Annotated in this window: 21 protein-coding genes and 1 pseudogene; 14 read left to right on the top strand and 8 right to left on the bottom strand. The window is 57.3% G+C overall.

The features are described from left to right. Positions 1 to 135: 135 nt before the first annotated feature. The 8 genes from RMR24_RS06180 (at position 136) to ahpF (ending at position 7,665) form a co-directional block, all read left to right on the top strand. Entirely contained in the window at positions 136 to 2,412 is a 2,277-nt protein-coding gene (locus tag RMR24_RS06180; RefSeq protein ID WP_310614208.1) for a TonB-dependent siderophore receptor, read from the top strand. A gap of 18 nt (positions 2,413 to 2,430) precedes the next feature. Continuing rightward, positions 2,431 to 3,111 carry a Fe2+-dependent dioxygenase gene (locus tag RMR24_RS06175; protein ID WP_310614207.1) on the top strand — a complete coding sequence of 227 codons (681 nt, stop codon included), beginning with the start codon at positions 2,431 to 2,433 and terminating at the stop codon, positions 3,109 to 3,111. Next, on the top strand, positions 3,111 to 3,746 hold the full coding sequence (locus tag RMR24_RS06170) for an energy transducer TonB (protein ID WP_310614206.1): 636 nt from the start codon (positions 3,111 to 3,113) through the stop codon (positions 3,744 to 3,746). Before RMR24_RS06175 ends, RMR24_RS06170 begins: the two co-directional genes overlap by 1 nt. Before the next feature lie 102 nt (positions 3,747 to 3,848). Continuing rightward, positions 3,849 to 4,559 carry a MotA/TolQ/ExbB proton channel family protein gene (locus RMR24_RS06165; RefSeq protein ID WP_310614205.1) on the top strand — a complete coding sequence of 237 codons (711 nt, stop codon included), beginning with the start codon at positions 3,849 to 3,851 and terminating at the stop codon, positions 4,557 to 4,559. A 2-nt stretch (positions 4,560 to 4,561) separates the two neighbouring features. Next, positions 4,562 to 4,969, top strand: a complete 408-nt coding sequence (locus RMR24_RS06160; protein ID WP_310614204.1) for a biopolymer transporter ExbD — start codon at positions 4,562 to 4,564, stop codon at positions 4,967 to 4,969. 18 nt (positions 4,970 to 4,987) lie between these two features. Continuing rightward, complete coding sequence (gene hemP, locus RMR24_RS06155) at positions 4,988 to 5,197, top strand: hemin uptake protein HemP (RefSeq protein WP_310614203.1); 210 nt, start codon at positions 4,988 to 4,990, stop codon at positions 5,195 to 5,197. Between the two features lie 146 nt (positions 5,198 to 5,343). Next, positions 5,344 to 5,907 carry an alkyl hydroperoxide reductase subunit C gene (gene ahpC, locus RMR24_RS06150; protein WP_310614202.1) on the top strand — a complete coding sequence of 188 codons (564 nt, stop codon included), beginning with the start codon at positions 5,344 to 5,346 and terminating at the stop codon, positions 5,905 to 5,907. 204 nt (positions 5,908 to 6,111) lie between these two features. Continuing rightward, on the top strand, positions 6,112 to 7,665 hold the full coding sequence (gene ahpF, locus RMR24_RS06145) for an alkyl hydroperoxide reductase subunit F (RefSeq protein ID WP_310614201.1): 1,554 nt from the start codon (positions 6,112 to 6,114) through the stop codon (positions 7,663 to 7,665). A 61-nt stretch (positions 7,666 to 7,726) separates the two neighbouring features. On the opposite strand, the gene RMR24_RS06140 is transcribed toward ahpF, so the two are convergent. The 3 genes from RMR24_RS06140 to RMR24_RS06130 are packed head-to-tail and all read right to left on the bottom strand — an operon-like array spanning position 7,727 to position 9,344. Beyond that, entirely contained in the window at positions 7,727 to 7,927 is a 201-nt protein-coding gene (locus RMR24_RS06140) for a hypothetical protein (protein WP_310614200.1), read from the bottom strand. 29 nt (positions 7,928 to 7,956) lie between these two features. Beyond that, entirely contained in the window at positions 7,957 to 8,781 is an 825-nt protein-coding gene (locus RMR24_RS06135) for a biotin--[acetyl-CoA-carboxylase] ligase (protein WP_310614199.1), read from the bottom strand. Positions 8,782 to 8,786: 5 nt separating this feature from the next. Next, positions 8,787 to 9,344 (bottom strand): SET domain-containing protein-lysine N-methyltransferase, encoded by a 558-nt coding sequence (locus tag RMR24_RS06130; RefSeq protein ID WP_310614198.1) that lies wholly within the window; start codon positions 9,342 to 9,344, stop codon positions 8,787 to 8,789. Positions 9,345 to 9,453: 109 nt separating this feature from the next. On the opposite strand from RMR24_RS06130, the gene RMR24_RS06125 reads away from it, so the two are divergent. The 3 genes from RMR24_RS06125 to metW are packed head-to-tail and all read left to right on the top strand — an operon-like array spanning position 9,454 to position 14,255. Continuing rightward, positions 9,454 to 12,429 (top strand): DNA topoisomerase III, encoded by a 2,976-nt coding sequence (locus RMR24_RS06125; protein ID WP_310614197.1) that lies wholly within the window; start codon positions 9,454 to 9,456, stop codon positions 12,427 to 12,429. 27 nt (positions 12,430 to 12,456) lie between these two features. Then, positions 12,457 to 13,680, top strand: coding sequence for a homoserine O-acetyltransferase (locus RMR24_RS06120; protein ID WP_310614196.1), 1,224 nt, complete (start codon positions 12,457 to 12,459; stop codon positions 13,678 to 13,680). After that, positions 13,677 to 14,255, top strand: coding sequence for a methionine biosynthesis protein MetW (gene metW, locus RMR24_RS06115; protein WP_310614195.1), 579 nt, complete (start codon positions 13,677 to 13,679; stop codon positions 14,253 to 14,255). The genes RMR24_RS06120 and metW overlap by 4 nt, the downstream gene beginning before the upstream one ends. Here the strand turns inward: metW and RMR24_RS06110 are convergent. The 3 genes from RMR24_RS06110 to RMR24_RS06100 are packed head-to-tail and all read right to left on the bottom strand — an operon-like array spanning position 14,245 to position 16,789. After that, on the bottom strand, positions 14,245 to 14,859 hold the full coding sequence (locus RMR24_RS06110) for a LysE family translocator (RefSeq protein ID WP_310614194.1): 615 nt from the start codon (positions 14,857 to 14,859) through the stop codon (positions 14,245 to 14,247). The genes metW and RMR24_RS06110 overlap by 11 nt on opposite strands. 14 nt (positions 14,860 to 14,873) lie before the next feature. Beyond that, a complete protein-coding gene (locus RMR24_RS06105; RefSeq protein ID WP_310614193.1) occupies positions 14,874 to 15,623 on the bottom strand; it encodes a 16S rRNA (uracil(1498)-N(3))-methyltransferase in 750 nt (249 codons plus the stop codon). A gap of 2 nt (positions 15,624 to 15,625) precedes the next feature. Then, on the bottom strand, positions 15,626 to 16,789 hold the full coding sequence (locus tag RMR24_RS06100) for a phosphotransferase (protein ID WP_310614192.1): 1,164 nt from the start codon (positions 16,787 to 16,789) through the stop codon (positions 15,626 to 15,628). 93 nt (positions 16,790 to 16,882) lie between these two features. On the opposite strand from RMR24_RS06100, the gene RMR24_RS06095 reads away from it, so the two are divergent. The 3 genes from RMR24_RS06095 to rsmA are packed head-to-tail and all read left to right on the top strand — an operon-like array spanning position 16,883 to position 21,444. Next, complete coding sequence (locus RMR24_RS06095) at positions 16,883 to 19,351, top strand: LPS-assembly protein LptD (protein WP_310614191.1); 2,469 nt, start codon at positions 16,883 to 16,885, stop codon at positions 19,349 to 19,351. 8 nt (positions 19,352 to 19,359) lie between these two features. Then, positions 19,360 to 20,673 carry a peptidylprolyl isomerase gene (locus RMR24_RS06090; RefSeq protein WP_310614190.1) on the top strand — a complete coding sequence of 438 codons (1,314 nt, stop codon included), beginning with the start codon at positions 19,360 to 19,362 and terminating at the stop codon, positions 20,671 to 20,673. 12 nt (positions 20,674 to 20,685) lie between these two features. Continuing rightward, positions 20,686 to 21,444 carry a 16S rRNA (adenine(1518)-N(6)/adenine(1519)-N(6))-dimethyltransferase RsmA gene (rsmA, locus tag RMR24_RS06085; protein WP_310614189.1) on the top strand — a complete coding sequence of 253 codons (759 nt, stop codon included), beginning with the start codon at positions 20,686 to 20,688 and terminating at the stop codon, positions 21,442 to 21,444. Positions 21,445 to 21,687: 243 nt separating this feature from the next. On the opposite strand, the pseudogene RMR24_RS06080 reads toward rsmA, so the two are convergent. Then, positions 21,688 to 22,077, bottom strand: a pseudogene (locus RMR24_RS06080) (barstar family protein); the annotation flags it as partial. Positions 22,078 to 22,254: 177 nt separating this feature from the next. Beyond that, positions 22,255 to 24,564, bottom strand: coding sequence for an NADP-dependent malic enzyme (locus tag RMR24_RS06075; RefSeq protein ID WP_310614188.1), 2,310 nt, complete (start codon positions 24,562 to 24,564; stop codon positions 22,255 to 22,257). Between the last annotated feature and the right edge of the window lie 153 nt (positions 24,565 to 24,717).

Genomic DNA, 24,717 nt, shown 5'->3' with positions numbered 1-24,717 from the left:
CCCAGGCGCACACAGCGCCTGACTTTTCGGCCAGCCAACAAACCCCGTGTTTGTCGCCCTCGGTGCTAGGGCGTGTAGCCAGCCTCTGATCACAACTGCCGACTTGGTTCGGCGACTACTTTCGGAGCTTCTTCCATGGCGACCACTCGTTCGCGGCTCAACCGACGCCGTCTGTCTTTACCTGCGTCTCGCAACACCCGCGTACAAGCCACGCAACACGCCAAACTTTTGCCCTTAGGCGCCATGTTGCTAGCGGCTAGTTTTGCAGGTGCTGTTCACGCGCAGACCGAGAACACACTCAGCACCGTCACCGTGCGTGAAAAAGCTGAAGTGGCCGAAGGCAAAGACAGCTTACGCGCGACAGAAACCCGCATTGGCAAGGGCCAACAAAAGCTGCGCGACATTCCGCAATCCATCACAGTAGTGACGGAGCGCATGATGGATGACCGCAACCTCGACACCGTCAAGGACGCGCTCAAGCAAACCGCAGGCATCACCTTTCAAGCCGCAGAGGGTGGCGAAGAAGACATTCGCTTGCGCGGCTTTGCACTGTCCACCACGGGCGATATTTTTGTGGACGGCATTCGCGACCCCGCGTTTTACGACCGCGACACCTTCAACCTAGACCGTGTTGAACTGTTGCGTGGCTCGGCCTCGATGTTGTTTGGCCGCGGCTCCACAGGTGGCGCCGTCAACATGGTCAACAAAATGCCGCGCTTGATGGATGAAAACCAAATCGACATGACCGTGGGTAGCCACAACCACCGCCGCGTGGTGGGTGACTTCAACCAACAAACCGGTGAAAGCTCGGCCCTGCGCGTGAGCGCCATGAAAACCACCGCCGACAACAACGGCGCGGGCAGCAGCATCGACAAGCAAGGCTTGGCTGGCAGCTACCGATGGGGCATTGGCGAACGTGATGAATTCACCGCCAGCCTCTACCGCTTAGAAAACAACAACGGCATCAATTACGGCATGCCGTGGATCAAGCCCACCAACACCAGTCCAACCAGCGCCACCACGCTTTTGCCCGTGAGCCCAACGAGCAACTATGGCATGGCCAGCGACTACAACAACGGCACCGCCACCTATGCCACGCTCGCACACACGCACCGCTTTGACGGTGAGACCGAACTCACCACGCGCGTGCGTCGAGGTGCTTACACGCGTGACCAACGCGCGAGCACCATTCGACTAACTGCAGGCGAGAACTTGTCCAACTTTGGACCCAACACGGCACTCACACGCGGGACGCAAAACAAGATTCAAGACTTGGACTCGGTGTACATGCAAAGCGACTTGAGTGCGAAGTTTGATGCCCTGGGCATGAGGCATGAATTGCTCAGCGGCATTGATGTGGCTCGCGAACAAAAAACCGTCTATGCCGCACGCACTGCCGCACAAGGCTTGGGCGGCGTTGATCTGAACAAACCCAACACATCCGTCGGCACGCCTGACGATGGCGCTTGGGTCAATGAAGGCGTGCGCGTTTTACGCGTGAACAACCAATACACCTCGACCGCTTGGGGGGTGTACGCACAAGACTTGATGCAAATTGCCCCGCACTGGAAGCTGTTGGGAGGCTTGCGTTACGACAGCCTTAATGGCAACTACAACACGTTTGCTCCACCCGCCGCCAACGCAAGCAACGGCACTTTGAGCAACTACAAAATGAACGTGGGCGAGTGGAGCAAGCGCATAGGCGCATTGTTCCAACCCAGCGAACGTGAGTCGTACCACTTCTCTGCCGCCACCTCATTCAACACCTCAGGCGACGCCTACTCTTTGGGGGCGGGCAACGCCGACGTACCGCCCGAGCAAAGCATCAATTTAGAGCTGGGCGCCAAGATTGACTCGGCCGATAAAAACTTCACCACACGCTACGCGCTGTTTCACTCCACCAAACTCCACGAACGCAACACCGACCCCTTGGTCGACGTCGCCGTGTTGTCGGGCAAGCGCCACGCAATGGGTTTGGAGATGGATTTCACAGGTCGCATCACACCGCGCTGGGAAGCCTATGGCTCGTTCATGTGGATTCCCGATGCACGCATTGACGAAGCCTATAAAGCGCCGGGTGGCAGCGACAACGAGCGCACTGGCGCACGCCCCTCGCTCACGCCACGCGTCAGCGCCACCTTGTGGAACACCTACCAAATCAACGGTCAGTGGCGCGTGGGCGCGGGCCTGAACTATCGAGGCGCGCAAACGCCCAACCGCAACCCTGGCTGGGAAGCCCCCGCCTTCACCACCGCCGATGTGATGGCCGAGTACCGCTACGACGAACAGCTCACCTTCAAGGGCAACGTGAGCAACCTCACCAACAAGCTCTACGCCGACCAGTTGTACAGCGGCCATTACGTGCCGGGTGCTGGGCGCTTGGTGCAGGTAACGGGCTCTTACAAGTTCTGAGTTTCAAAGGAAACAAACATGCTGCTCACCTTGCCCGATGTGTTGTTACCCGAACAGCTGAGCCAAGCCCGTGCTTGGCTCAAAGATGCCCCATGGGAGCCCGGCCTTGGCACGGCGGGCCGGCAAGCGGCGATGGTGAAACACAACGAGCAATTGCCGCAAACCAGTGACGCCGCCGTCAACATTCGAGAGATGGTGCTCAAGGCACTCAACGCGAACCCCACCTTCTTCTCGGCCACCTTGCCTAAGAAGATTTACACGCCACGCATCAACCGCTACGCGGGCGACAGCAATTACTTTGGCAAACACATTGACGGCGCTATTCGCATGTTGAGCCATGAGAAACGCGTGCGCACCGACATTTCGTGCACCGTGTTTTTAAGCGACCCCGACAGCTACGACGGCGGCGAACTGACCATCGCCGACACCTATGGCGAGCAAAGCATCAAGCTGCCCGCAGGCAGCATCGTCATCTACCCAGGAACGAGCTTGCATGAAGTCAAACCCGTCACCCGCGGTGAGCGTTTGGCTTGCTTCTTTTGGATTGAAAGCTTGGTACGCAGCGACGAACAGCGACGCTTGCTGTACGAGCTCGACATGAGCATCTTGAGCTTGCGCGACCAATATGGCGAACTGCCCGAGACGGTGACACAAACCGGCGTGTATCACAACCTCTTGCGCATGTGGGCGGACACCTGATGCTGCAACTCGCCTACGCATCGGCGCAGCCACCCGTGCAACAAACCACCGCCATCGTGGTGCTGTGCGTGGTGGCGTTGCATGTGTTGGCCATCGCCTCTTTTTTGCTATCACACAGCACAACGGACATCGACAACCAACAAAGCATCGCCATGGAAATGGTGTTGGCCCCCGTCAGCAACACACCAGCAAAAGCGCAGCATCAACCAGTTGCCACGCAAACAGCTGCTCCTAAATCAGCCGCGACAAAAGCTGAACAGACCACCCCCAGCAGTGCACCAGCGGCTCCAAGTGCGGACGCCACATCAGCTGCAACGCCCGCTCAATCTGGACAAGCGAAAGGCGCCCCCGCTTTCAGCCTGCCCAGCAGCGAGGCCCATGGCTTGAACAATCCCAAGCCCGCTTACCCAAAACAAAGCCGCCGCTTAAATGAGCAAGGGCAAGTCGTCATTCGGGTGTTTGTCGCTGCTGACGGCTCGCCCCAACAAGGCGAAATCAAAACCAGCAGCGGCTTTGACCGCTTAGACCAAGAAGCCCTACGCACCGTCATGCGCTGGCGGTTTGTGCCAGGTCAACGCTTTGGCACACCCGAGGCGATGTGGTTCAACATCCCCGTTAATTTTGTTTTGGAATGAAGTGATGAGCCCCCACGTTCGACACTTTGTGTACTCACTGCCCCCCGAGGGGGCTCTGCTCTCCTTGGGGCGGCCCTACGGAAAGCATTTTTGGAAACTATCATGGAAAACCAAGCCGGCATTTTGAATTTTTGGCAACAAGGCGACGTCATCACCCACATCGTGGCTTTGCTCTTAGTGGGCATGTCTGTTTTGTCGTGGGTCGTCATCGTCATGAAGGCGCTCGACATCGTGCGCTTGAAGCGCATGGCGCACAACGTGGAATCGTTTTGGCACAGCAGCAATTTGGACGAGGGCTTGGCCGCCTTAGATGGCGCAGCGATGCACACCACCGACGCCAATCCGTTTTACAGCCTGGCCAAACAAGGTCACGAAGCCTCTGCCCACCACCGCGCCACGCAAGAGCAGCTGCACGACAGCTTGGACGTGAGCGATTGGGTGACGCGCAGTTTACGTAACGCCATTGACGATTCCACTGCACACTTGCAAGCAGGCTTAGCCGTATTGGCCTCGATTGGTTCGACAGCGCCGTTCGTCGGTTTGTTCGGCACGGTGTGGGGCATTTATCACGCGCTCATCAGCATTGGTGCTTCGGGCCAAGTGGGCATGGACCGCGTGGCAGGCCCGATTGGCGAAGCACTCATCATGACGGCGCTGGGTTTGGTGGTGGCTGTGCCTGCGGTGTTGGGATACAACGCGTTGGTGCGCGGGAATAAATTCATCTTGGGCCAACTCAACCGCTTCGCACACGACCTGCATGCCTTTCTGGTCACAGGTGCGCGTGTGGGCCAGCGTGACCGCGCAGGAGTTTGAGCATGTCGTTCTTACCCTCCCACGACGATGACGAAGTGATGACCGAAATCAACATGACGCCATTGATTGACGTGATGTTGGTGTTGTTGATTGTGTTCATCTTGGCCGTGCCCGCCGTTCACAGCTCAGTGCCATTGACACTGCCGCGTGCCAGCAGCGCTGCACTACAGCAACCTGCCGAACCCGTGCGCTTGGACATCGACGCGCAAGGCCGCACCTATTGGAATGGCAAGGCAGTTGAGGAGGATGCACTCAAAGCACAAGCCCAGCAAGCCGCCACGCTTGATCCTCAGCCCGTGGTGCGCCTGAGCGGCGACCGCGCTGTGCCTTACGAGCGCGTGCTGCAAACGCTCAGCACCTTACAAGGCGCAGGCTTGGCCAAGGTAAATTTCATCGCGCAAAAACCTTGATGCGCCATCACTAAAGCCATGAGCACTCGCCCACCCGCATCGGCCTCAAAAGCCACATCGGCTCCGCAGCATGTGCCAGCGCCAGCCACGGTGACCGCACCCTTGGCACCGCGGCGCGTAGACAGCGCAGAGCTGATGGGCGGCCAGCGCGTGCTGGAGATCGTGCATCTGGGTGAGGTCTACCGCCTACAGACCACGCGCTTTGGCAAACTTATTTTGACCAAGTGACCTAGCGCACTGACACCGCCACGCAAGGCTGCGTCAATCGGTCTCATTGAGACAAACAATCACCAGCCTGAGAAATTTTGTCTATCATTCACGTCAATGAGTTTTTCTCATTCGATAGTTTTTATCAACCACCCAAAGGAAACCACATGTCTTTGATCAATACCCAAATCCAACCGTTCAAGAACCAAGCCTTCCACAACGGTAAGTTCGTTGAAATCACCGAAGCCACGCTCAAAGGCAAGTGGAACGTGTTCATTTTCATGCCAGCCGCTTTCACCTTCAACTGCCCAACAGAAATCGAAGACGCAGCTGACAACTACGCTGCTTTCCAAAAAGCCGGCGCTGAGGTGTACATCATCACCACCGACACACACTTCTCACACAAAGTGTGGCACGAGACTTCACCTGCTGTGGGCAAAGCTAAGTTCCCATTGATCGGCGACCCCACACACAAGTTGACACGCGCTTTTGGCGTGCACATCGAAGAAGACGGCCTGGCATTGCGCGGCACTTTCGTGATCAACCCAGACGGCGTGATCAAGACCATGGAAATCCATTCCAACGAAATCGCTCGTGACGTGTCTGAGACATTGCGCAAGTTGACTGCCGCTCAGTACACCGCCGCTAACCCAGGCCAAGTGTGCCCAGCAAAGTGGAAAGAAGGCGCGAAGACTTTGGCTCCTTCCATCGACTTGGTCGGCAAGATCTAATTTTTGCCCACTGAATCAAACCCTGCGAAAGCAGGGCGTTCGTAGATCAACACACCTGCTAGCGCAGGTCGTTGAGCGCAGCGCATACTGACCACGAGCCGGCATGCGCTGTACTCAGCGAATCACCCCCAACCTTTTAACCAACAAGGACAGCGCCAAAAGCGCATGACCTTGAGTTAATGCACCCCGAAATAGGAGAACACCATGCTCGACGACACACTCAAAGCCCAACTTCAACAATACCTTGGCATGCTGCGCCAGCCCATCCGGTTGGTCGCCTCACTCGACGACAGCGAGACCGGCAAAGACATGGGCGAGTTGCTCAACACCATCGTGAGCTTGTCTGACAAAGTCACCCTCGACACCTCGGGCAACGATGCACGCAAGCCATCCTTCGCCGTGGTGCGTGAAGGCGAAGCACAGGGCGTGCGCTTTGCAGGCTTGCCACTCGGCCACGAATTCACGTCCTTGGTGTTGGCCCTGTTATGGACCGGCGGCCACCCACCCAAAGTGGAACAAGATGTGATTGACAGCATCAAGGGCCTAGATGGCGACTTCAACTTTGAGGTCTACATGTCCCTGAGCTGCCACAACTGCCCCGACGTGGTGCAGGCGCTCTCGCTCATGGCCATCGTCAACCCCAAGGTCAAGACCGTGGTGATCGAAGGCGGCGCGTTCCAGAAGGAAGTGGAAGACCGTCAAATCATGGCTGTGCCCATGGTGTTCTTGAATGGCCAAGTGTTTGGTTCTGGCCGCATGAGCGTCGAAGAAATCGTGGCCAAGCTTGACACCAACGCCGCCGCTCGCGACGCGGTGAAGATGAGCGAGAAGGCCCCTTACGACGTGTTGATCGTGGGTGGTGGCCCAGCCGGTGCTGCTGCTGCTGTGTATGCCGCTCGCAAAGGTATTCGCGTGGGCATTGCGGCTGAGCGCTTTGGCGGCCAGTTGAACGACACCATGTCGATTGAAAACTACATCTCGGTGCTCGAGACCAACGGCCCCAAGCTCGCCGCTGACCTTGAAGCGCAAGTGCACCACTACGGCGTGGACATCATGGCCATGCAACGCGCCAGCAAAATTGTGTCTGCCGAACAAACCGGCGGCCTGACCGAAGTGCACTTAGAAAACGGCGGCGTGCTCAAGGCCAAAAGCGTCATCTTGTCTACTGGCGCACGTTGGCGCAATGTGAACGTGCCCGGCGAAGCCGAGTACAAAAACAAAGGCGTGGCCTACTGCCCCCATTGCGATGGCCCCTTGTTCAAAGGCAAGCGCGTGTCGGTCATTGGTGGCGGCAACTCAGGCGTGGAAGCAGCCATTGATTTGGCTGGCCTCGTCGAACACGTGACACTGATTGAATTTGCCGACCAGCTCAAAGCCGACGCCGTGTTGGTCAACAAGCTCAAGAGCTTGCCCAATGTGACCATCCATGCCAATGCCCAAACCACCGAAATCACGGGCGAAGGCGGGAAGGTCAATGGCCTGAGCTACAAAGACCGCGCCACGGATGTTGTGCACCACATCGAACTCGAAGGCGTGTTTGTGCAAATCGGCTTGGTGCCCAACACCGAGTTCTTGAAAGGCACGTTGGAGTTGAGCAAGTTTGGCGAGATCGTGATCGATGCCAAAGGCCACACCAGCATGCCTGGCGTGTTTGCAGCGGGCGACTGCACCACCGTGCCGTACAAGCAAATCATCATTGCTGCGGGTGAAGGCTCAAAAGCAGCTTTGTCAGCGTTTGATTATTTGATTCGCCAATAAGCGCCTACGTCTCTGACGCGCCCAACGCATGTGATGTGCGTTGGGCTTTTTTTCTTAAGCTTTAGTGTGAAGCAGACGCAGACGCCACAGGCTTGATGGTCAACAACTCTGGGTCCACTTGGTTTTCTAAGCGATGCGGCTCTTGCACGGGTTTAGGACCAAGGCCTAAGAAACGCAAGCCACCATCGTTCCACAACCAAAATAGCAGGTTGACCGCGGCCAGCACGTAAACCACGTTGCGCAGCAAAAATTTTGATTTCATAAAACCTACCTTTGTTGGTTGAATTGGCACTAAGCCGGCCGCACACTGACCTCTGAGCTGCTGATGGCCTCTTGGCCTTGTTCAGTGTCCACCAGCATTGCGCCAGTGGCGTCTACACCCCTTGCCACACCGTGACGGCCATCGCTCAGGGTGACATTCAGGTTGCGCAGCGCATCACGCGCATTGAAAGCATTTTGCAATGGTGCAAAGCCTGTGCGCTCAAACGCCAGCAAGTTAGCCAACAAGGGCTCGGCCACTTTGGTTAAGGCCTCGGGTGCGGTGATGCCGCTTTGCAGGTCTTGCAGACCCAATGGCGCGGTAGACAAGCCCTCCGCCACGGGCGGGGCGATGTTGATGCCCACACCCACCACGCAATACCTGCCTTGCTCGCGGCCTTGGTCACTGCCGTAACTCATGCCCGTGGGCAAAGCGGTCTCAATCAAGATGCCCGCCAATTTGCCCCAGCCTGTAGGCGTATTTGTGGACGCAAGCGGGCACTTCACCCACAAATCATTGGGCCACTTCAAACGCACGCCCAAGGCGCCTTGGGGGTCCAAGCTGCGCGCCAGCGACAAACCCACGGCCAAGGACAGGCCTGACCAGTCAGCAGGCTTGAGCATGAGGCCCAAGGAGAAGGTCAGAGCATGGCTCGCTTCGCCATGCCAAGGTCGGCCTAAGCGGCCACGGCCAGCGGTTTGGGTTTCGGCCACCAGCAGCACGGGTTCGGTTTGGCCGGCACGGGCGCGGCGCATGAGCTCGGTGTTGGTGGAGTCGATCTCTGGCAACACCTCGACCGTCAAGCCTGGCTGCAAAGCAACCATCGCAAGCCAAAGGTCTTCAGCGGGCCAGATCATGCGGCTCAGCCTTTTTTGGCTTTGGTCTTTTTCTTCTTGTCTGACTTTTTGGCTTTCGCGTCTTTGCCTTTGGGGAATTCAGACGTAGAGGACAGCAGCGTGCCACGGCACTTCTTCGCGCCACACCAGCAGGGGTATTCGAGCTTGAGCTCTTTGGTCATGGGCGCGTCGATGACCAAGCCGTAGTCGTAGTTCAGCTCTTCACCCGCCTTGATATCGCGGATGGCTTTGATGAACACGCGGCCGTTTTCTTCATCGGGCTCACAGCTGGGCTTGCATGAGTGGTTGATCCAACGCGAGGAGTTGCCGCCGTACTTGGCGTCGATCACATGCTTTTCATCGATGTGAAAGTAAAACGTGTGGTTGGGGTCGGTGGGGTCGTGGGGGTGGCGGCGCAGCGCCTCTTTCCAGCTGATGATCTCGCCCACGTACTCAATGATGGTCTCGCCCTTGGCAAAATCCGTCAGCGCAAACACGCCTTTGCCATGCACACCAGAACGACGAGTTTGAATGCGGCGGCCTTGAATGGGCGCGGGGGTTGGGGCGAGAGATTTTTTGAACACTGCGTTTTTCTGTTAACTTTGATACGTACGCATGTGCGTGCGCGCACATGGGCGCGCGTGCGCACGCGAGAGAACGAATTGTAGTGGTCAGTTTTTAAGGAACGTTGAAATGAGCAAAACCCTCGTGATTGCCGAAAAACCTTCGGTCGCGCAAGACATCGTGCGCGCACTCACGCCTGTGGCGGGGAAGTTCGAAAAACACGACGATCACTTTGAGAGCGACACCTACGTCGTCTCCAGTGCCGTGGGCCACTTGGTGGAAATCCAAGCGCCCGAAGAATTTGACGTCAAGCGCGGCAAGTGGAGCTTTGCCAACCTGCCCGTGATTCCTCCCTTCTTCGACTTGAAGCCGGTCGAGAAAACCAAGACGCGCTTGAATGCCGTGGTGAAGTTGGCCAAACGCAAAGACGTGACTTCTCTCATCAACGCCTGTGACGCGGGCCGCGAAGGTGAATTGATCTTCCGCTTGATCGAGCAATACGCGGGAGGCAAAAAGCCGCTCGACAAACCGGTGAAGCGCCTGTGGTTGCAATCGATGACGCCGCAAGCTATTCGTGATGGTTTCGATTCGCTGCGTTCAGAGAAACAAATGCAAGGCTTGGCCGATGCCGCACGCAGCCGCTCTGAAGCCGACTGGCTGGTGGGCATCAACGGCACACGCGCCTTGACCGCGTTCAACTCACGCGAGGGTGGTTTCTTCTTAACCACCGTGGGCCGTGTGCAAACGCCCACCTTGTCGGTGGTGGTGGAGCGCGAAGAACAAATTCGCAAGTTCATCAGCCGCGACTATTGGGAGATTCATGGCAGCTTTCAGGTAGAAGCTGGCAGCTACCCCGCCAAGTGGTTCAACCCCGAGCACAAAAAAGACGCGGAAGACGCCGAGAAAAAGCACGACCGCGTGTGGAGCGAAGCAGAAGCCTTGGCCATTGCTGACGCCGTGCGCAACCAACCAGCGCGCGTGACCGAAGAGAGCAAACCCACCACCAAAGCCAGCCCCGGTTTGTTTGACCTGACCTCGCTGCAACGCGAAGCCAACGGCCGCTTTGGCTTCTCGGCCAAAACCACGTTGGCCCTCGCGCAAAGCTTGTACGAACGCCACAAGGCGCTGACCTACCCACGTACCGACTCACGCCACTTGCCAGAGGACTACGTGCCCGTGGTCAAGCAAACTTTCGAGATGCTCGCCGACAGCGGCATGAAGCATCTCGAACAGCACGCCACCGTGGCGCTGAACAACAACTACGTGCGCAAACTGCCCCGCGTGTTTGACAACAAAAAGGTCAGCGATCACTTTGCGATCATCCCCACCTTGCAAGCGCCCAGCGGTTTGTCTGAAGCCGAGCAAAAGCTGTACGACTTGGTGGTGCGTCGCTTCATGGCGGTGTTCTTCCCGAGCGCCGAATACATGGTGACCACGCGCATCAGCACGGTCAAAGCCGCGGGCAAAGACCACAACTTCCGCACAGAAGGCAAAGTGCTGGTCAACGCCGGTTGGATGGCCGTGTACGGCAAAGACGCCGCGCAAGAAGCCTCTGACAACGAAGAAGACGGCAAGACCCTCGTCGCCTTGAAAGCGGGCGAAGCCGCCAAGAACGAATCAGCCGACGCCAAAGGCCTGAAAACCCGCCCACCCGCACGCTACAGCGAAGCCACGTTGCTGGGCGCGATGGAAGGCGCAGGCAAACTGGTGGAGGACGATGAGTTCCGCGAAGCCATGCAAGAAAAAGGCTTGGGTACGCCCGCCACACGCGCCGCCATCATCGAAGGCTTGCTCAACGAGAAATACCTCATCCGCGATGGCCGCGAGATGATTCCCACCGCCAAAGCCTTTCAGTTGTTCACGCTGCTGCGCGGCTTGGGCGTGGAAGAATTGTCCAAGCCCGAACTCACGGGCGGTTGGGAATACAAACTCTCGCAAATGGAGCAAGGCCAACTGAGCCGCGCCGAGTTCATGCGCGAAATTGCCGAGATGACCGAGCACATCGTCAAGAAAGCCAAAGAGTTTGACCGCGACACCATCCCCGGTGACTACGCCACCCTCACCACACCATGCCCCAAGTGCGGCGGCGTGGTGAAAGAAAACTACCGCCGCTATGCCTGCGTAGGCAAAGACGGCAGCGCGTCTGACTCCGGCGAAAACGGTGCAGGCTGCGGCTTCTCCATCAGCAAAATTCCGGGTGGTCGCACGTTTGATGCAGCCGAAGTTGAACAGTTCTTGACCGACAAAAAGATTGGCCCACTCGACGGTTTCCGCTCCAAAGCGGGCTGGCCGTTCACCGCCGAAATCGCGCTCAAGTACAGCGAAGAAGACCAAAACTGGAAACTCGAATTCGACTTTGGTGACGACGGTGCGGACTCCGGCGAAATCGTGGAATTCAGCGACGCAGCACCTTTGGGCAACTGCCCCAAGTGCGGAAGCCCCGTGCACGAACACGGCAGCAATTACCTGTGTAGCAAAGCCGTGCCCACGCACGCGCAAGCCACACCGAGCTGCGACTTCAAGAGCGGCAAGATCATCTTGCAACAGCCGGTCGAGCGCGAGCAAATGACCAAGCTGTTGAGCGAAGGCAAAACCGATTTGCTCGACAAGTTTGTGTCCATGCGCACGCGCCGCTCGTTCAAGGCCTTTTTGCAGTGGGATGCCGAAGCGGGCAAGGTGAACTTTGCATTTGAGCCCCGTGTAAGCAAGTATCCGCCCAAAGGCGGCAAAACGCCCACCACCAATGCGCTCATCAAAGCCGCTGGCAAAAAAGTACCCGCCAAAACCACCAAAGCGACCAAAGCAACGAAGGCCACCAAGGTCAAGGCTGAAAAAGTGGCCAAGCCCAAAGTGCCTCGCAAAGTCACCGCAGGTTATTTGCCCAGTGCTGATTTGGCCAACGTGATTGGCGCTGAAGCTGTGGCCCGCACCGAAGTGATCAAGAAGCTGTGGGACTACATCAAGGCCAACGGCTTGCAAGACGCCACCAACAAACGCGCCATCAACGCGGACGCCAAGCTCAAGCCCGTGTTTGACAAGGACCAAGTGACCATGTTTGAACTGGCGGGCATTGCAGGCAAACACCTGCGACCCATTGGTGAATAAGTTAGGTGAATCAACAAGAGTGAACGCATGTCTTTGAATGCAGCCCCCACCCCCGCGCCGCTGATCGCCACGCCGCAAGCCATGCACTTCAGCGAAGTGCTGCCCCTGCAAAGCGGCGCCAGCCTGCGCGACTACACCCTCGCCTACGAGACCTACGGCACGCTCAACGCCGACCGCTCCAACGCGGTGCTGGTGTGCCACGCACTGAACGCCTCCCACCATGTGGCGGGCGTGTACGAAGGGCAAGACAAGAGCGAAGGCTGGTGGGACAACATGATTGGCCCAGGCAAGCCCGTGGACACCGATCACTTCTTTGTGATTGGCGTGAACAACCTCGGCTCTTGCTTTGGCTCCACCGGCCCCATGCACACCCACCCAGACACGGGCAAGGTGTACGGCGCGGACTTCCCCGTGGTCACGGTGGAAGACTGGGTGAATGCGCAAGCCTTGCTGCTCGACCGTTTGGGCATCAGCCAACTCGCCGCTGTTTTAGGCGGCAGCTTGGGCGGCATGCAAGCCCTGAGCTGGACGCTGCAATACCCAGACCGCGTGCGTCATGCCGTGGTGGTGGCCAGCGCGCCCAACCTCACGGCTGAGAACATCGCCTTCAACGAAGTCGCGCGTCGCGCCATCGTGACCGATCCCGACTTTCATGGCGGCCACTTTTACGAACACGGCGTCGTGCCACAACGCGGTTTGCGCATCGCCCGCATGGTGGGTCACATCACTTATTTGAGCGACGATGTGATGAACGAGAAGTTTGGGCGCAAGTTACGCCCCTCATCCGTAGCGCAAGCTGCTGGGCTAACGCTGGGTGTCTCTGCATCGGACGGCGACACACGCGATTATCTGTACACCACCCAAGACGTGGAGTTTCAAATCGAAAGCTATCTGCGCTACCAAGGCGACAAGTTCAGCGAGTACTTTGACGCGAACACCTACTTGCTCATCACCCGGGCGCTCGACTACTTTGACCCAGCCCGCACGTATGGCGGCGATTTGTCGGCGGCGTTTGCACGCACGGCGGCTAAGTTTTTGCTGGTGAGCTTCACCACCGATTGGCGCTTCTCACCCGCACGCAGTCGCGAGATGGTGCAGGCCTTGTTAGACAACCAACGCGATGTGAGCTACGCCGAAATTGACGCGCCACATGGCCACGATGCGTTCTTGCTGGACGACGCCCGCTACATGAATGTGGTGCGCTCGTACTTTGCGCGTATCAGCGGCGAATTGACCGGAGATGCCGCATGACCCACGACAACCTGCTCGCCATTGCTGCCCTCGTGCCCCAGGGCAGCCGCGTGCTTGACCTCGGCTGTGGCGACGGCGCTTTGCTGGCCCACTTGCAACAACACAAAGGCTGCACCGGCTATGGTGTGGAGCTAGACGACACCAATGTGCACGCCTGCGTGCAACGCGGCGTGAACGTGCTGCAACTCAATCTCGACTTGGGCCTGAGCGTCTTTGCCGACCAATCGTTTGACGTGGTGCTGCAAATCGACACCTTGCAACACTTGCGCAACGCTGAAACCATGCTGCGCGAAACCGCACGCGTGGGAAAAACCGGCATCGTCGCATTCCCCAACTTTGGCCACTGGCCAAACCGTCTGAGCATTTTGCAAGGCCGCATGCCCGTGACCAAGCGCTTGCCCTACCAGTGGTACGACACGCCCAACATCCGCGTGGGCACGTTCAAAGACTTTGAGGTGTTGGCCGAAAAGAACGGTTTGCAAGTGACACGCGCCTTTGGCCTGCAAGATGGGCAACGTGTGGATGTGTGGCCCAACTTGATGGCGGGCACCGCTGTATTTAAGTTCAACGCATGAAGACGCTCGCGGCCATCGAGGCCACGAGCAACACCGCCATCGTCCAATTGAAGATGCGTCGATAAAGATCAACTTGCAGGTAGTGGCCCATGCGTGCACCCATCATCGCCCACAACGCGATGCTGGGCAAATTAACCAGGCTGAACAGCAACGACGCAGCGGCAATCAACACCAAGCCCGCCTCTTGAGGCAAGTAATTGCTAAAAAAGCCCAGCGTCATTACCCACGCTTTGGGGTTGACCCACTGGAATGCGGCTGCGCCCCAAAACCCAATGGGCTTCGCAGCTTCATTCGCAGCACCCTGTTCTGGCGGTGGGCCACTTCTGACAATGCCAAACGCCAAATAAAGCATGTACGCCATGCCCAGCACCTGCATCACTTGGTAAATCATGGGCACGCGAATGAACAGTTCGCCCAAACCCAAGCCAACGGCCATCAACATGATGAAGTGCCCGCATGAAATACCCAACAGATGCGGCCATGTAGCGCGCACGCCAAAGTTCACTCCAGACGCCAACAACATCATGTTGTTGGGACCCGGCGTGATGGATGTCACAAAAGCAAACGCCGCCATGGACAGCCAAAGTTCAGCATGAAGGTCCATCGCGTGGTTGCCGTTTAGTTCAGCGTGAGCAAAGCCAACGCACCGAGGGCCGCAGTTTCTGCACGCAACACACGCTCACCCAAACTCAAGGCTATAAAACCATTGGCACGTGCGGCCGCGTCTTCTGCATCGGTCAAGCCGCCTTCGGGGCCATTGAGCAGCACCCACGTTTTAGCAGCGGCTACGCCAGCGTCACGCAAGGGTTGCAAATCGCGCACGGCGGTCAAAGCCTGGGTGCTGGCGTGCAACGACAGCACGCCATGCACCACATCGGCCTGCGAAGTTTGACGCGCCAGCCATGCGTCTAAACGCTCAGGCGCATCAATGAGGGGCACGCGGTTGCGTCCGCATTGTTCACTCGCACTCGCCGCCACCGCTTGCCAATGGGCTTGTTTCTTTTCGGCGCGCTCGCCCGTCAGGCGAATGACGCTGCGCTCGGTCATCAAGGGGGTGATGCGGTGCACGCCCAGCTCCGTGGCTTTTTCCACCAGCCAGTCCATGCGCTCGTTGGCAGGCATGCCGACAGCCAAGTGCACCTGCGCTGCCGCTTCGCATTCCACGTTGCGATGTTCGCCCACGACCACGCGCACATCACTGCGGCCCATGTGTTGTACCTCGGCGCTGAACTCTCCGCCTTGGCCGTTGAACAAGGTCAAGCTGTGACCGGGTTGCATGCGCAACACTTGCACATGGCGAGCGGCGGTGGGCGGCAGGTCGACCACTTGACCTGGCACCAAAGGCAGTGGGCAGTAAAAGCGCGCCATCCTTAGCCCCGTACACCGGGCGTGAGCCTTGGGAAAGCCAAGCTGATGGCGGGTTCTGTGCCTTCGATCTTGTCAATCAAACGCAGCAAGGGCGTCAGCTCGCTGTAGCGGCTGGCGGTGGTGCGGATGTAGTTGATGAAACGCGGCGCGTCGGCCAAGTACTTGGGCTTGCCGTCACGCAGGGTCAGGCGCGCAAAGATGCCAGCCACTTTGAGATGGCGTTGCAAGCCCATCCACTCCACCGCGCGGTAGAACGCGCCAAAGTCGTTATGCCAACCGTCAAAGTCCATCAAGCCAAGTTTGCGAGCGCGTTCCCAATAGCGGATGGTGACATCGAGCACAAAGTCTTCTTCCCACGTCAAAAACGCGTCGCGCATGAGGCTGGCAATGTCATAAGTGATGGGGCCATAGACGGCGTCTTGGAAGTCCAACACGCCTAAGCGTGTTTCCACGGCGCTGTCTGCGCGTTGCTCGGTCGGGTCGTGCGGCATCATCAAGTTGCGCGGCATGAAGTCGCGGTGTACGTACACGCTGGGCGCGGCCAAGTTGCGTTGAACGATGTTTTGGAAAGTTTTGTTCAGCATCTCGCGCTGGGTGCTGTCAATTTGTAGCTGGCGATGTTGGGTGAGGTACCAATCGGGGAACAGCGACAGTTCGCGCTGAAGCAGTGCCTCGTCATACACGGGCAGCACGCCAGGGCGACTGCTTTGTTGCAAGGCCAACAAGGCGTCTAGCGCGCGCATGTAAAGGCCGTGGTTGGCTTGCGGGTCGTCGCGGTTGATGACGTCCATCATGGTTTGTGCGCCAATGTCGTCGAGCAACATGAAGCCTTGTGGCTCGTCCCAGGCCAAGATGCGGGGGGCATACAGACCCGCGTCCGCCATCAGGCGGGAGATGCGCACAAAGGGCTCGCAGTTTTCTTTGTCGGGCGGGGCGTCCATGGCGATGCACGAGCCGCTGGCCGTGTCCACGCGGAAATAGCGCCTAAAGCTGGCGTCTGCCGAAGCCGCACGCACCGTCGCGGGCAACACGCCGTGAGCGCTGGCTTGGGCGTTTAGCCACTGGTGAAAAGCCGCTTGGCGCTCGGGCTGCGCCCATTCAATGGGGGCGTAGGTAGACGCGTGGGGCGATGTGCCCGAAGGCTGGGAAATAGGGGGTGTGCTCATGGATAATCTAAATTCTACAAACGGCCCCAAGCAGCCCGACTTTTCGGGCTTTGCATTGGAAGGGGCTGCTCAATTGAAGGTCTTCTCGTTTTCATGCTGTTGCCTCATTTTCACCGCCAAATTCGCGCCTTGTCATGGCTGGTGGTCGGCATGTTCGGCGGCGGCGGTTTCGCGCACGCGCAAAAGCAAAACGAACCTCCCTTGGTCTTGCGCTCTAGCAGCTTGTTGCAAGAAGCCATTTCCTCCGATGCGCGCAAGCAACTGCCCACCTTCCTAGAAAGCAACTCGCTGAGCGAAAACGCCAACCAGCTCACGACGCTTGAAGGTCAAGTGGTGCTGCGTCGCGGGGAGATTTTTCTCAAAGCTGACAAGGTCGACTATGACCCGACCAATGACTTCGCCAAGGCCCGTGGCAATGTGTACATCAACCGCGCGGGCAATGTGTACCAAGGCCCAGCACTCGATTTGCAGATGGATGCGTTTGAAGGTTTCTTCACGCAACCTAGCTACCGGCTGTTAAAAAACAACGCCTACGGCAGCGCTTCTCGCATCGACTTTGTCGACCCTTCGCACACGGTCATGCACAACGCAGGCTTCACCACTTGCCAACGCAAGCCGGGGCCGAACTGGATGCCCGATTGGTTTTTCAGTGGTGACAAAATTTCAACCGATGCAGACCGCCACCTTGGCGTGGTGGAGGGTGGCTCGCTGCATTTCAAGGGTGTGCCGATCCTGCCCTACCCCGAAATTGAGTTCCCACTGGATGACGAACGCAAATCAGGCCTGTTACCACCCAGTTTTGGTGTGGACAACATTGGCGGCTTGGAATACTCACAACCCTATTATTGGAACTTGGCACCCAACCGTGACGTCACCTTCACTCCCACGTATTGGAGCCAACGCGGCATCAAACTCAGCACCGAGTTTCGCTACTTAGAAGGCATGGCTCCCCAGCCGCCATTTCAAGGGCTCATGCGCTTCGATTACATGCAAAGCGACAAACTGCGCGATGACAAGATGCGCTGGGGCATCAACTACGCACACACCGGTTTGCTGAATCCAGCTTACGCGGGTGGCGGGCTTGGCTTTACATTGAACGTGAACCGGGTGAGTGACGACAACTACTGGAAAGATTTCTCACTCGGAAGCACCTTGGGCATTCAAAGGCTGCTGTCCAGCGATGTGGGGATTTCTTGGACAAACGGGTTCATCACCACAGGCATGCGTGCACAAAAGTGGCAAACCTTGCAAGACTTGGCCAATGTCAGCAACCGCATCACACCGCCCTTTGACCGTTTGCCTCAACTCACGGCTCGTATTCAGCGCTACGACGTGACAGGGGGCTTCGATTTCAGCCTAGACGGAGACTTCACGCGGTTCAGCTCTTTACGCGACATTGACTGTACAAATGCTGCAGCGAACAGCTCAAGCAAGCTGTTTTACAACTGCGCACCCAACGCTGACCGCGCGGTGACGTGGGCTCAGCTCAGCCGCCCCTTTGTCACCCCCTATGGTTATGTGACACCCAAAGTGCAATTGCATGGCCGGAGTTACCAATTTGAGGGCGGCTTGCCCAACACCCTGTTCTACAACGGCCATCAAGGGCAAACATCTGCCAGCGTAGCGGTGCCTACCTTCAGCCTAGACGCGGGCATGGCCTTTGAACGCGATAGCCGATTGTTTGACCGTGCTTGGATTCAAACCCTTGAGCCTCGCGTGTTCTATGTGAACACACCCTACCGCGAACAAAACTACCTGCCCAACTACGACTCCGGTGGTAACTCCTTCAACTTCGCCAGCATCTTCACAGAAAACGCGTTTGGTGGTCACGACCGAATTTCAGACAGCAACCTCCTCACCTTTGGCGTGACCTCGCGCTTCATTGACCCCGAGACTGGGGCCGAAGGCGCCCGCTTTGGTCTTGCGCAGCGACTGCGCATGAAAGAGCAACGCGTCACCTTGCCCGATGACCCGACCGCCCAAACCGGCTTGAGCGACATCTTGGCGGGTGCGACCTTGAACCTCTCACGCAGCTGGGCCCTAGATTCCACCGTGCAGTACGACCCGACGACCGACAACTTTCGCCGACGAGTTGTGGGTGGGCGATATAACCCTGGGCCTTATCGGGTGATCAATGCCGCGTGGCGTACAGAAAATGATGCGGCAGGTAACTCTGTGTCTCAGCAGTTAGATCTTGGCTGGCAATGGCCATTGCATGACCTGTGGGGTGGCGCTGACAGCCATGACGGACTCAACAGGGGCTTAGGCGAAGGCCGTTGGTTTAGCGTGGCACGCGTGAACGTGGACATGGCAACCAAGAAGCCCGTTGAATCGATCATTGGTTTCGAATACGATGCAGGCTGCTGGTTGAGTCGCACAGTCATCGAGCGCCAGCTCATTGCGGATGGCTTGGCGCGGCAACGCATCTTGTTCCAGCTTGAGTTTGTGGGGCTGTCACGTTTGGGCACCAATGCCATTGGCTCTCTGCGCACCAACATCCCGCGCTACCAACCCTTGCGCCAACCCGCTATGCCTGCTAGCCGTTTCGGCAATTACGATTGATGGTCACCATGCTTCACCCAAAACCTCGTTCCTATCTCTTGTGGGCCTTCGTGGCATGGGCGCTGTCCGCCACGGCACAAACCACCGACCCAACCCAAGCGAATGGCCGCAACTTCATCGTGGCGGTCGTCGACGCTGAGCCCATCACCAACCACGATGTGGTGTTACGTGCGCCGCTGCTGCGCGAGCAGCTCAAGCAACAAGGCCGTGTTGTTCCAGAAAACGATGCGTTGCTTAAAAGTGCATTGGAGCGCTTGATCGTCGAGAAAGCCCTGCTGCAACACGCCAAAGAGTCGGGCATCACCCTTGAAGACGATGTGGTCAACCAAGCTGAGCAACGCTTGGCGGCACAAAGTCAGATCAGTGTGGATGCACTGCACAAGAAGGTCAAAGCGGAAGGCTCTAGCATTGAGCGGCTACGCCAAAATCTGCGCGAGCAATTAATTTTGCAACGTCTCACAGACCGTAACGTACCAAGCCGCATCAAAGTCAGCGAGGTTGAAATTGACCAAGCTGTGCGCTTGCGTCAAAGCGCCAGCATTGACACCAACCCCGACATCGAACTCGGCCATGTGCTGATTGCCGTGCCTGAAAAAGCCACCGACACCGAGATAGCAGCGCTTCAAGCCAAAGCACAAACCGCATTGGCTAGCTTGAAACGCGGAGACGATTTGGCGCGTGTGGCCAAAGAGTTTTCTAACGGTGTTGAGCGCGACAAAGGCGGCCTGATGGGCTTGCGCCCAGCCAACCGTTATCCCACTTTGTTTGTAGATGCCACAAAAAGCATGAACGAAGGCGACGTGGCCTTGGTTCGCTCTGGCGCTGGTTTTCATGTGCTGAAGTTGGTCACCAAGCGCGCCAGCAATGTGGTGACCGTGACGCAAACCCATCCGCGTCATATTTTGTTGCGTCCGGGTGGCCAACTGAGCCAGACCGCAGCACGCGCCCAGTTGGCGGAATACAAGCGCCAAATTGAAGCGGGTAAGGCCGACTTTGCCAAGCTGGCACGCGAACACTCACAAGACGCCAGCGGACCCGATGGTGGCGACTTGGGCTGGGTCTCTACGGGCATGTTTGTGCCTGAGTTCGAAGAGGTCATGAACAAGCTGCAAATTGGCCAAATTGCCGACCCCACCATTTCGCGCTTTGGTGTTCACCTGATTCAAGTGTTGGAACGCCGCGAAGCGCCCATCAGCGAACGCGAGCTGCGTGACATGGTCCGCAATGGCTTACGAGACAAAAAATTTGATGAGACCTATCAGCTGTGGTCACAAGAAGTGCGTGGCCGCGCCTATGTGGAATACCGCGACGCACCGCAATAAGCAGACCCCACTTTGAAACACATTGCACGCAAACGCTTCGGCCAACACTTCTTAACCGACGGCGCCATCATTGAAGGCATCGTTGACGCCATCAATCCACAGCCGAATGACCCGATGGTCGAAATCGGCCCAGGTTTGGCCGCACTCACACAGCCCTTGGTAGAACGCTTAGGCAAGCTCAACGTCATTGAGCTGGACCGTGATTTGGCGGTGCGTCTGCGCGAGCACCCGCACTTGAACGTGATTGAATCCGACGTGCTGCGCGTGGACTTCACACAGTTGGCCGCAGACTTGAAGGTACCCAAATTGCGCGTGGTGGGCAACCTGCCGTACAACATCTCGTCGCCCATCCTGTTTCACTTGCTCGAACATGTAACCGTGGTGCAAGACCAGCACTTCATGCTGCAAAAAGAGGTGATTGACCGTATGGTGGCCAAGCCCAGCACCAGCGACTACAGCCGCCTGAGCGTGATGCTGCAATGGCGCTACGACATGGAAGATGTGCTGTTTGTGCCGCCCGAATCGTTTGACCCGCCACCGCGTGTAGACAGCGCCGTGGTGCGCATGGTGCCGCTGGCTGAGCCGCCACACATCAACGTCAAGTTGATGGAAGACATGGTGAAGGTAGCCTTTAGCCAGCGCCGCAAGCTGCTGCGCCACACCTTGGGTCGCTGGTTGGAAGGCCGCAACTTTGCGGGCACTTTCGATGTGCAACGGCGTGCCGAAGAAGTGCCAGTGGCTGAATACGTGGCGCTGGTTCAAAGCCTTTAGACGCCAACAAAAAACCCGTCAGCAGTTGCCTGCGACGGGTTTTACTTTGAACGCTGCATTGAAGCAGCCAGTCAATCAAGCCGCTGTTTGCCAGTAGCCTGCGTTGAAGGGACTGCTCATGCGCAACGCCATGGGCGACACGTCCACCAACTTGTCAGTTGGCATTTTTTCGCCTTCTTCCAACAACTCGATGCCTTCAGCGGCCATGCCTGCTTTTTCAGCAGACGGTGCGCGCGCCACCGAGAATGAGTAGAAGCAACGGAAAGCCACTTTGCGGTCAGACCAGTAATCAGCCGCTTCGCGGAAGATGTCCAACAGCTGTTCGCGGGCTTCTTTGTCAAACTTGGCGTGCGCAGGAATGTGCTCCAACACCAAGATAAAGCCAGGCTGTGGGCCCGACTTGTGAAGCGGGTCGGTCATGCCGTCGTACAAAGAATCAAAGTTCTTGCTGGCCGTGACAGCCAAGTTGAACTCTTTGGAAATGATGTCCAAGATGTCTTGCTTGCTTTGGGCTTGGGCCAAGTTGACATACAGAAAGTGGTGGCCAAGGCCTTGGGCGGCCTCTTGCAAGTCAGGCACGCGGAACGCGCGAATGGACTGAACGATATTGGTTTTGACGGTACGTAAAGGCATGGAAATTAGCCGTTCTTAAAGCTTCTAAAGATTCAATGAATCCCCGGGTAAACCCGAAAATTTGGAAGCGCAAGTGTCTTCGAATTGAAACAAAAAAGCAAGGGGCCATCCATTTCTGGAGGCCCCTTGAAGGGTTATTTAACCAAAATTAGTTAATTTCGGAAGAAATAGCCTGTTTTAGCGCACCGCGCTGGCATCTGCCACAGTCAAAGCGGTCATGTTGACGATGCGTCGCACCGTGGTGCTCGCAGTCAAAATGTGCACCGGCTTGGCCGCGCCCAAGAGCACTGGGCCAATGGCAATGTTGCCGCCAGCTGCTGTCTTGAGCAGGTTGTAGGCGATATTGGCCGAGTCCAAATTCGGTAAGACCAGCAAATTGGCATCACCCATCAGCGTGGTGTCAGCCATTTGCGCCTCGCGCACATGGCCGTCTAACGCCACATCGCCGTGCATTTCGCCATCAATTTCCAACCAAGGCGCCTTCTGTTTCACCAACGCCAAGGTTTCGCGCATCTTGATCGCTGACGGCATGTCGCTGCTGCCAAAGTTGGAGTGTGAGAGCAAGGCGGCTTTGGGCTGAATACCAAAACGGCGCATTTCTTCAGCAGCCATCACCGTGATTTCGGCCAACTGCTCTGCCGTGGGGTCGTAGTTGATGTGCGTGTCCACCAAGAACACTTGGCGGTCAGGCAAGATCAATCCGTTCATCGCCGCATAGGTGCTCACACCTTTGCGGTTGCCGATGACTTCGTCCACATACTTCAAGTGGGTCAGTGGCGTGCTCCACGTACCGCAAATCAGGCCGTCGACCTCGCCTTTGTGCAGCATCATCGTGCCAATGAGTGACAAGCGGCGACGCATGTCGATTTTGGCCAACTGCTCCGTCACGCCTTTGCGGGCGGTGAGCTTGTAATAGGTTTGCCAGAAATCACGGTAGCGGTGGTCTTGTTCGACGTTGACCACTTGGTAGTCCACGCCTTCTTTGAGACGCAAGCCAAATTTTTCAATGCGCTGGGCAATCACTGCGGGACGGCCAATCAAAGTGGGCTGGGCCAAGCCCTCGTCCACCACAATTTGCACCGCGCGCAACACGCGTTCTTCTTCACCCTCGGCAAAGCACACGCGCTTTTTGCTGGCTCGCTTAGCGGCCGCGTAAATGGGCTTCATGATGGAGCCCGATGCATACACAAAGCCTTGCAGCTTCTCAATGTAGGCATCCATGTCTTGGATGGGGCGCGTGGCCACACCGCTGTCGGCAGCAGCCTTGGCCACAGCAGGCGCAATCTTCATCATCAAGCGTGGGTCGAACGGCTTGGGGATCAAGTACTCAGGACCAAAAGCCAAGGTCTCGCCCGCGTACGCAGCGGCCACCACTTCGCTTTGCTCAGCTTGCGCCAATTCGGCAATGGCGTACACGGCAGCAATTTCCATCTCGTCGGTGATGGTGGAAGCGCCAGCATCCAAGGCACCGCGGAAGATGTAGGGGAAGCACAGCACGTTGTTCACTTGGTTGTGATAGTCGCTGCGGCCCGTGGCAATGATGGCGTCGTCGCGCACAGCCTTCACTTCTTCGGGCGTGATTTCAGGGTTGGGATTAGCCAAGGCCATGATGATGGGGCTAGCCGCCATCTTCTTGACCATCTCTGGCTTCAACACGCCGCCAGCAGACAAGCCTAAGAACACGTCCGCACCTTCGATGATGTCGCTCAAGGTGCGTGCATCGGTTTTTTGGGCGAACTGAATCTTGTCTTCGTCCATCAACTCGGTGCGACCTTCATAGACCACGCCCGCCAAATCGGTGACGTAAATGTTTTTGCGTGGCATGCCCATCTTGAGCAACAAGCCAAGACAAGCCAAGGCTGCAGCGCCAGCGCCCGAAGTGACGAGCTTGACGGTTTTGATGTCTTTGCCCGCCACCTTGAGACCGTTCAAAATGGCCGCGCCCACCGTGATGGCGGTGCCGTGTTGGTCGTCGTGGAAGACTGGGATCTTCATGCGCTCGCGCAACTTGCGCTCAACGTAGAAGCAATCGGGGGCTTTGATGTCTTCGAGGTTGATGCCGCCAAAAGTGGGCTCCAACGAGGCAATGATGTCCACCAATTTGTCGAGGTTCTTCTCGTCAATCTCCAAGTCGAACACGTCGATGCCGGCAAACTTCTTGAACAGAACGCCTTTGCCCTCCATCACTGGCTTAGACGCCAGCGGGCCAATGTCGCCCAAGCCCAACACGGCGGTGCCGTTGGTGATGACGGCCACCAAGTTGCCACGGCTGGTGTACTTGAAGGCGTTGTTGGGGTCTTTGACAATTTCTTCACAAGGTGCAGCCACACCAGGCGAGTAAGCCAGCGCCAAATCGTGTTGGTTCACCAACTGCTTGGTGGCTTGAATCGACACTTTGCCAGGGGTGGGGAACTCGTGGTACTCAAGGGCGGCGCGGCGTAATTCGGCGCGCGCTTCAGGGCTGTTGTGAGAGGCGTTGGAACTCATTGAAATCTCCTTGTGATGCAAAAGGCGGCGTGCTTTTGCAAAGCATGCCGCCTTAGCTTGTGATTTCATTTTAGGCCTCTGTCTAGGGCACTTTGTGCGTGGATGTGCTTATGCAGGTGGCAATGGTTTTTACTTATTCGCAAAAGCAAACTT

Origin of the sequence: Limnohabitans sp., assembly GCF_031539105.1 — a bacterium.
Lineage (GTDB): Bacteria > Pseudomonadota > Gammaproteobacteria > Burkholderiales > Burkholderiaceae_C > Limnohabitans.
The sequence above is the reverse complement of the archived record's forward strand: the minus strand, read 5'-3'. Positions and strand labels throughout refer to the sequence as shown.

Coding starts and splice junctions, on each gene's coding strand:
- RMR24_RS06180 (WP_310614208.1), top strand. CDS start 136: ATGGCGACCACTCGTTCGCGGCTCAACCGACGCCGTCTGTCTTTACCT.
- RMR24_RS06175 (WP_310614207.1), top strand. CDS start 2,431: ATGCTGCTCACCTTGCCCGATGTGTTGTTACCCGAACAGCTGAGCCAA.
- RMR24_RS06170 (WP_310614206.1), top strand. CDS start 3,111: ATGCTGCAACTCGCCTACGCATCGGCGCAGCCACCCGTGCAACAAACC.
- RMR24_RS06165 (WP_310614205.1), top strand. CDS start 3,849: ATGGAAAACCAAGCCGGCATTTTGAATTTTTGGCAACAAGGCGACGTC.
- RMR24_RS06160 (WP_310614204.1), top strand. CDS start 4,562: ATGTCGTTCTTACCCTCCCACGACGATGACGAAGTGATGACCGAAATC.
- hemP (WP_310614203.1), top strand. CDS start 4,988: ATGAGCACTCGCCCACCCGCATCGGCCTCAAAAGCCACATCGGCTCCG.
- ahpC (WP_310614202.1), top strand. CDS start 5,344: ATGTCTTTGATCAATACCCAAATCCAACCGTTCAAGAACCAAGCCTTC.
- ahpF (WP_310614201.1), top strand. CDS start 6,112: ATGCTCGACGACACACTCAAAGCCCAACTTCAACAATACCTTGGCATG.
- RMR24_RS06140 (WP_310614200.1), bottom strand. CDS start 7,927: ATGAAATCAAAATTTTTGCTGCGCAACGTGGTTTACGTGCTGGCCGCG.
- RMR24_RS06135 (WP_310614199.1), bottom strand. CDS start 8,781: ATGATCTGGCCCGCTGAAGACCTTTGGCTTGCGATGGTTGCTTTGCAG.
- RMR24_RS06125 (WP_310614197.1), top strand. CDS start 9,454: ATGAGCAAAACCCTCGTGATTGCCGAAAAACCTTCGGTCGCGCAAGAC.
- RMR24_RS06120 (WP_310614196.1), top strand. CDS start 12,457: ATGTCTTTGAATGCAGCCCCCACCCCCGCGCCGCTGATCGCCACGCCG.
- metW (WP_310614195.1), top strand. CDS start 13,677: ATGACCCACGACAACCTGCTCGCCATTGCTGCCCTCGTGCCCCAGGGC.
- RMR24_RS06110 (WP_310614194.1), bottom strand. CDS start 14,859: ATGGACCTTCATGCTGAACTTTGGCTGTCCATGGCGGCGTTTGCTTTT.
- RMR24_RS06105 (WP_310614193.1), bottom strand. CDS start 15,623: ATGGCGCGCTTTTACTGCCCACTGCCTTTGGTGCCAGGTCAAGTGGTC.
- RMR24_RS06100 (WP_310614192.1), bottom strand. CDS start 16,789: ATGAGCACACCCCCTATTTCCCAGCCTTCGGGCACATCGCCCCACGCG.
- RMR24_RS06095 (WP_310614191.1), top strand. CDS start 16,883: ATGCTGTTGCCTCATTTTCACCGCCAAATTCGCGCCTTGTCATGGCTG.
- RMR24_RS06090 (WP_310614190.1), top strand. CDS start 19,360: ATGCTTCACCCAAAACCTCGTTCCTATCTCTTGTGGGCCTTCGTGGCA.
- RMR24_RS06075 (WP_310614188.1), bottom strand. CDS start 24,564: ATGAGTTCCAACGCCTCTCACAACAGCCCTGAAGCGCGCGCCGAATTA.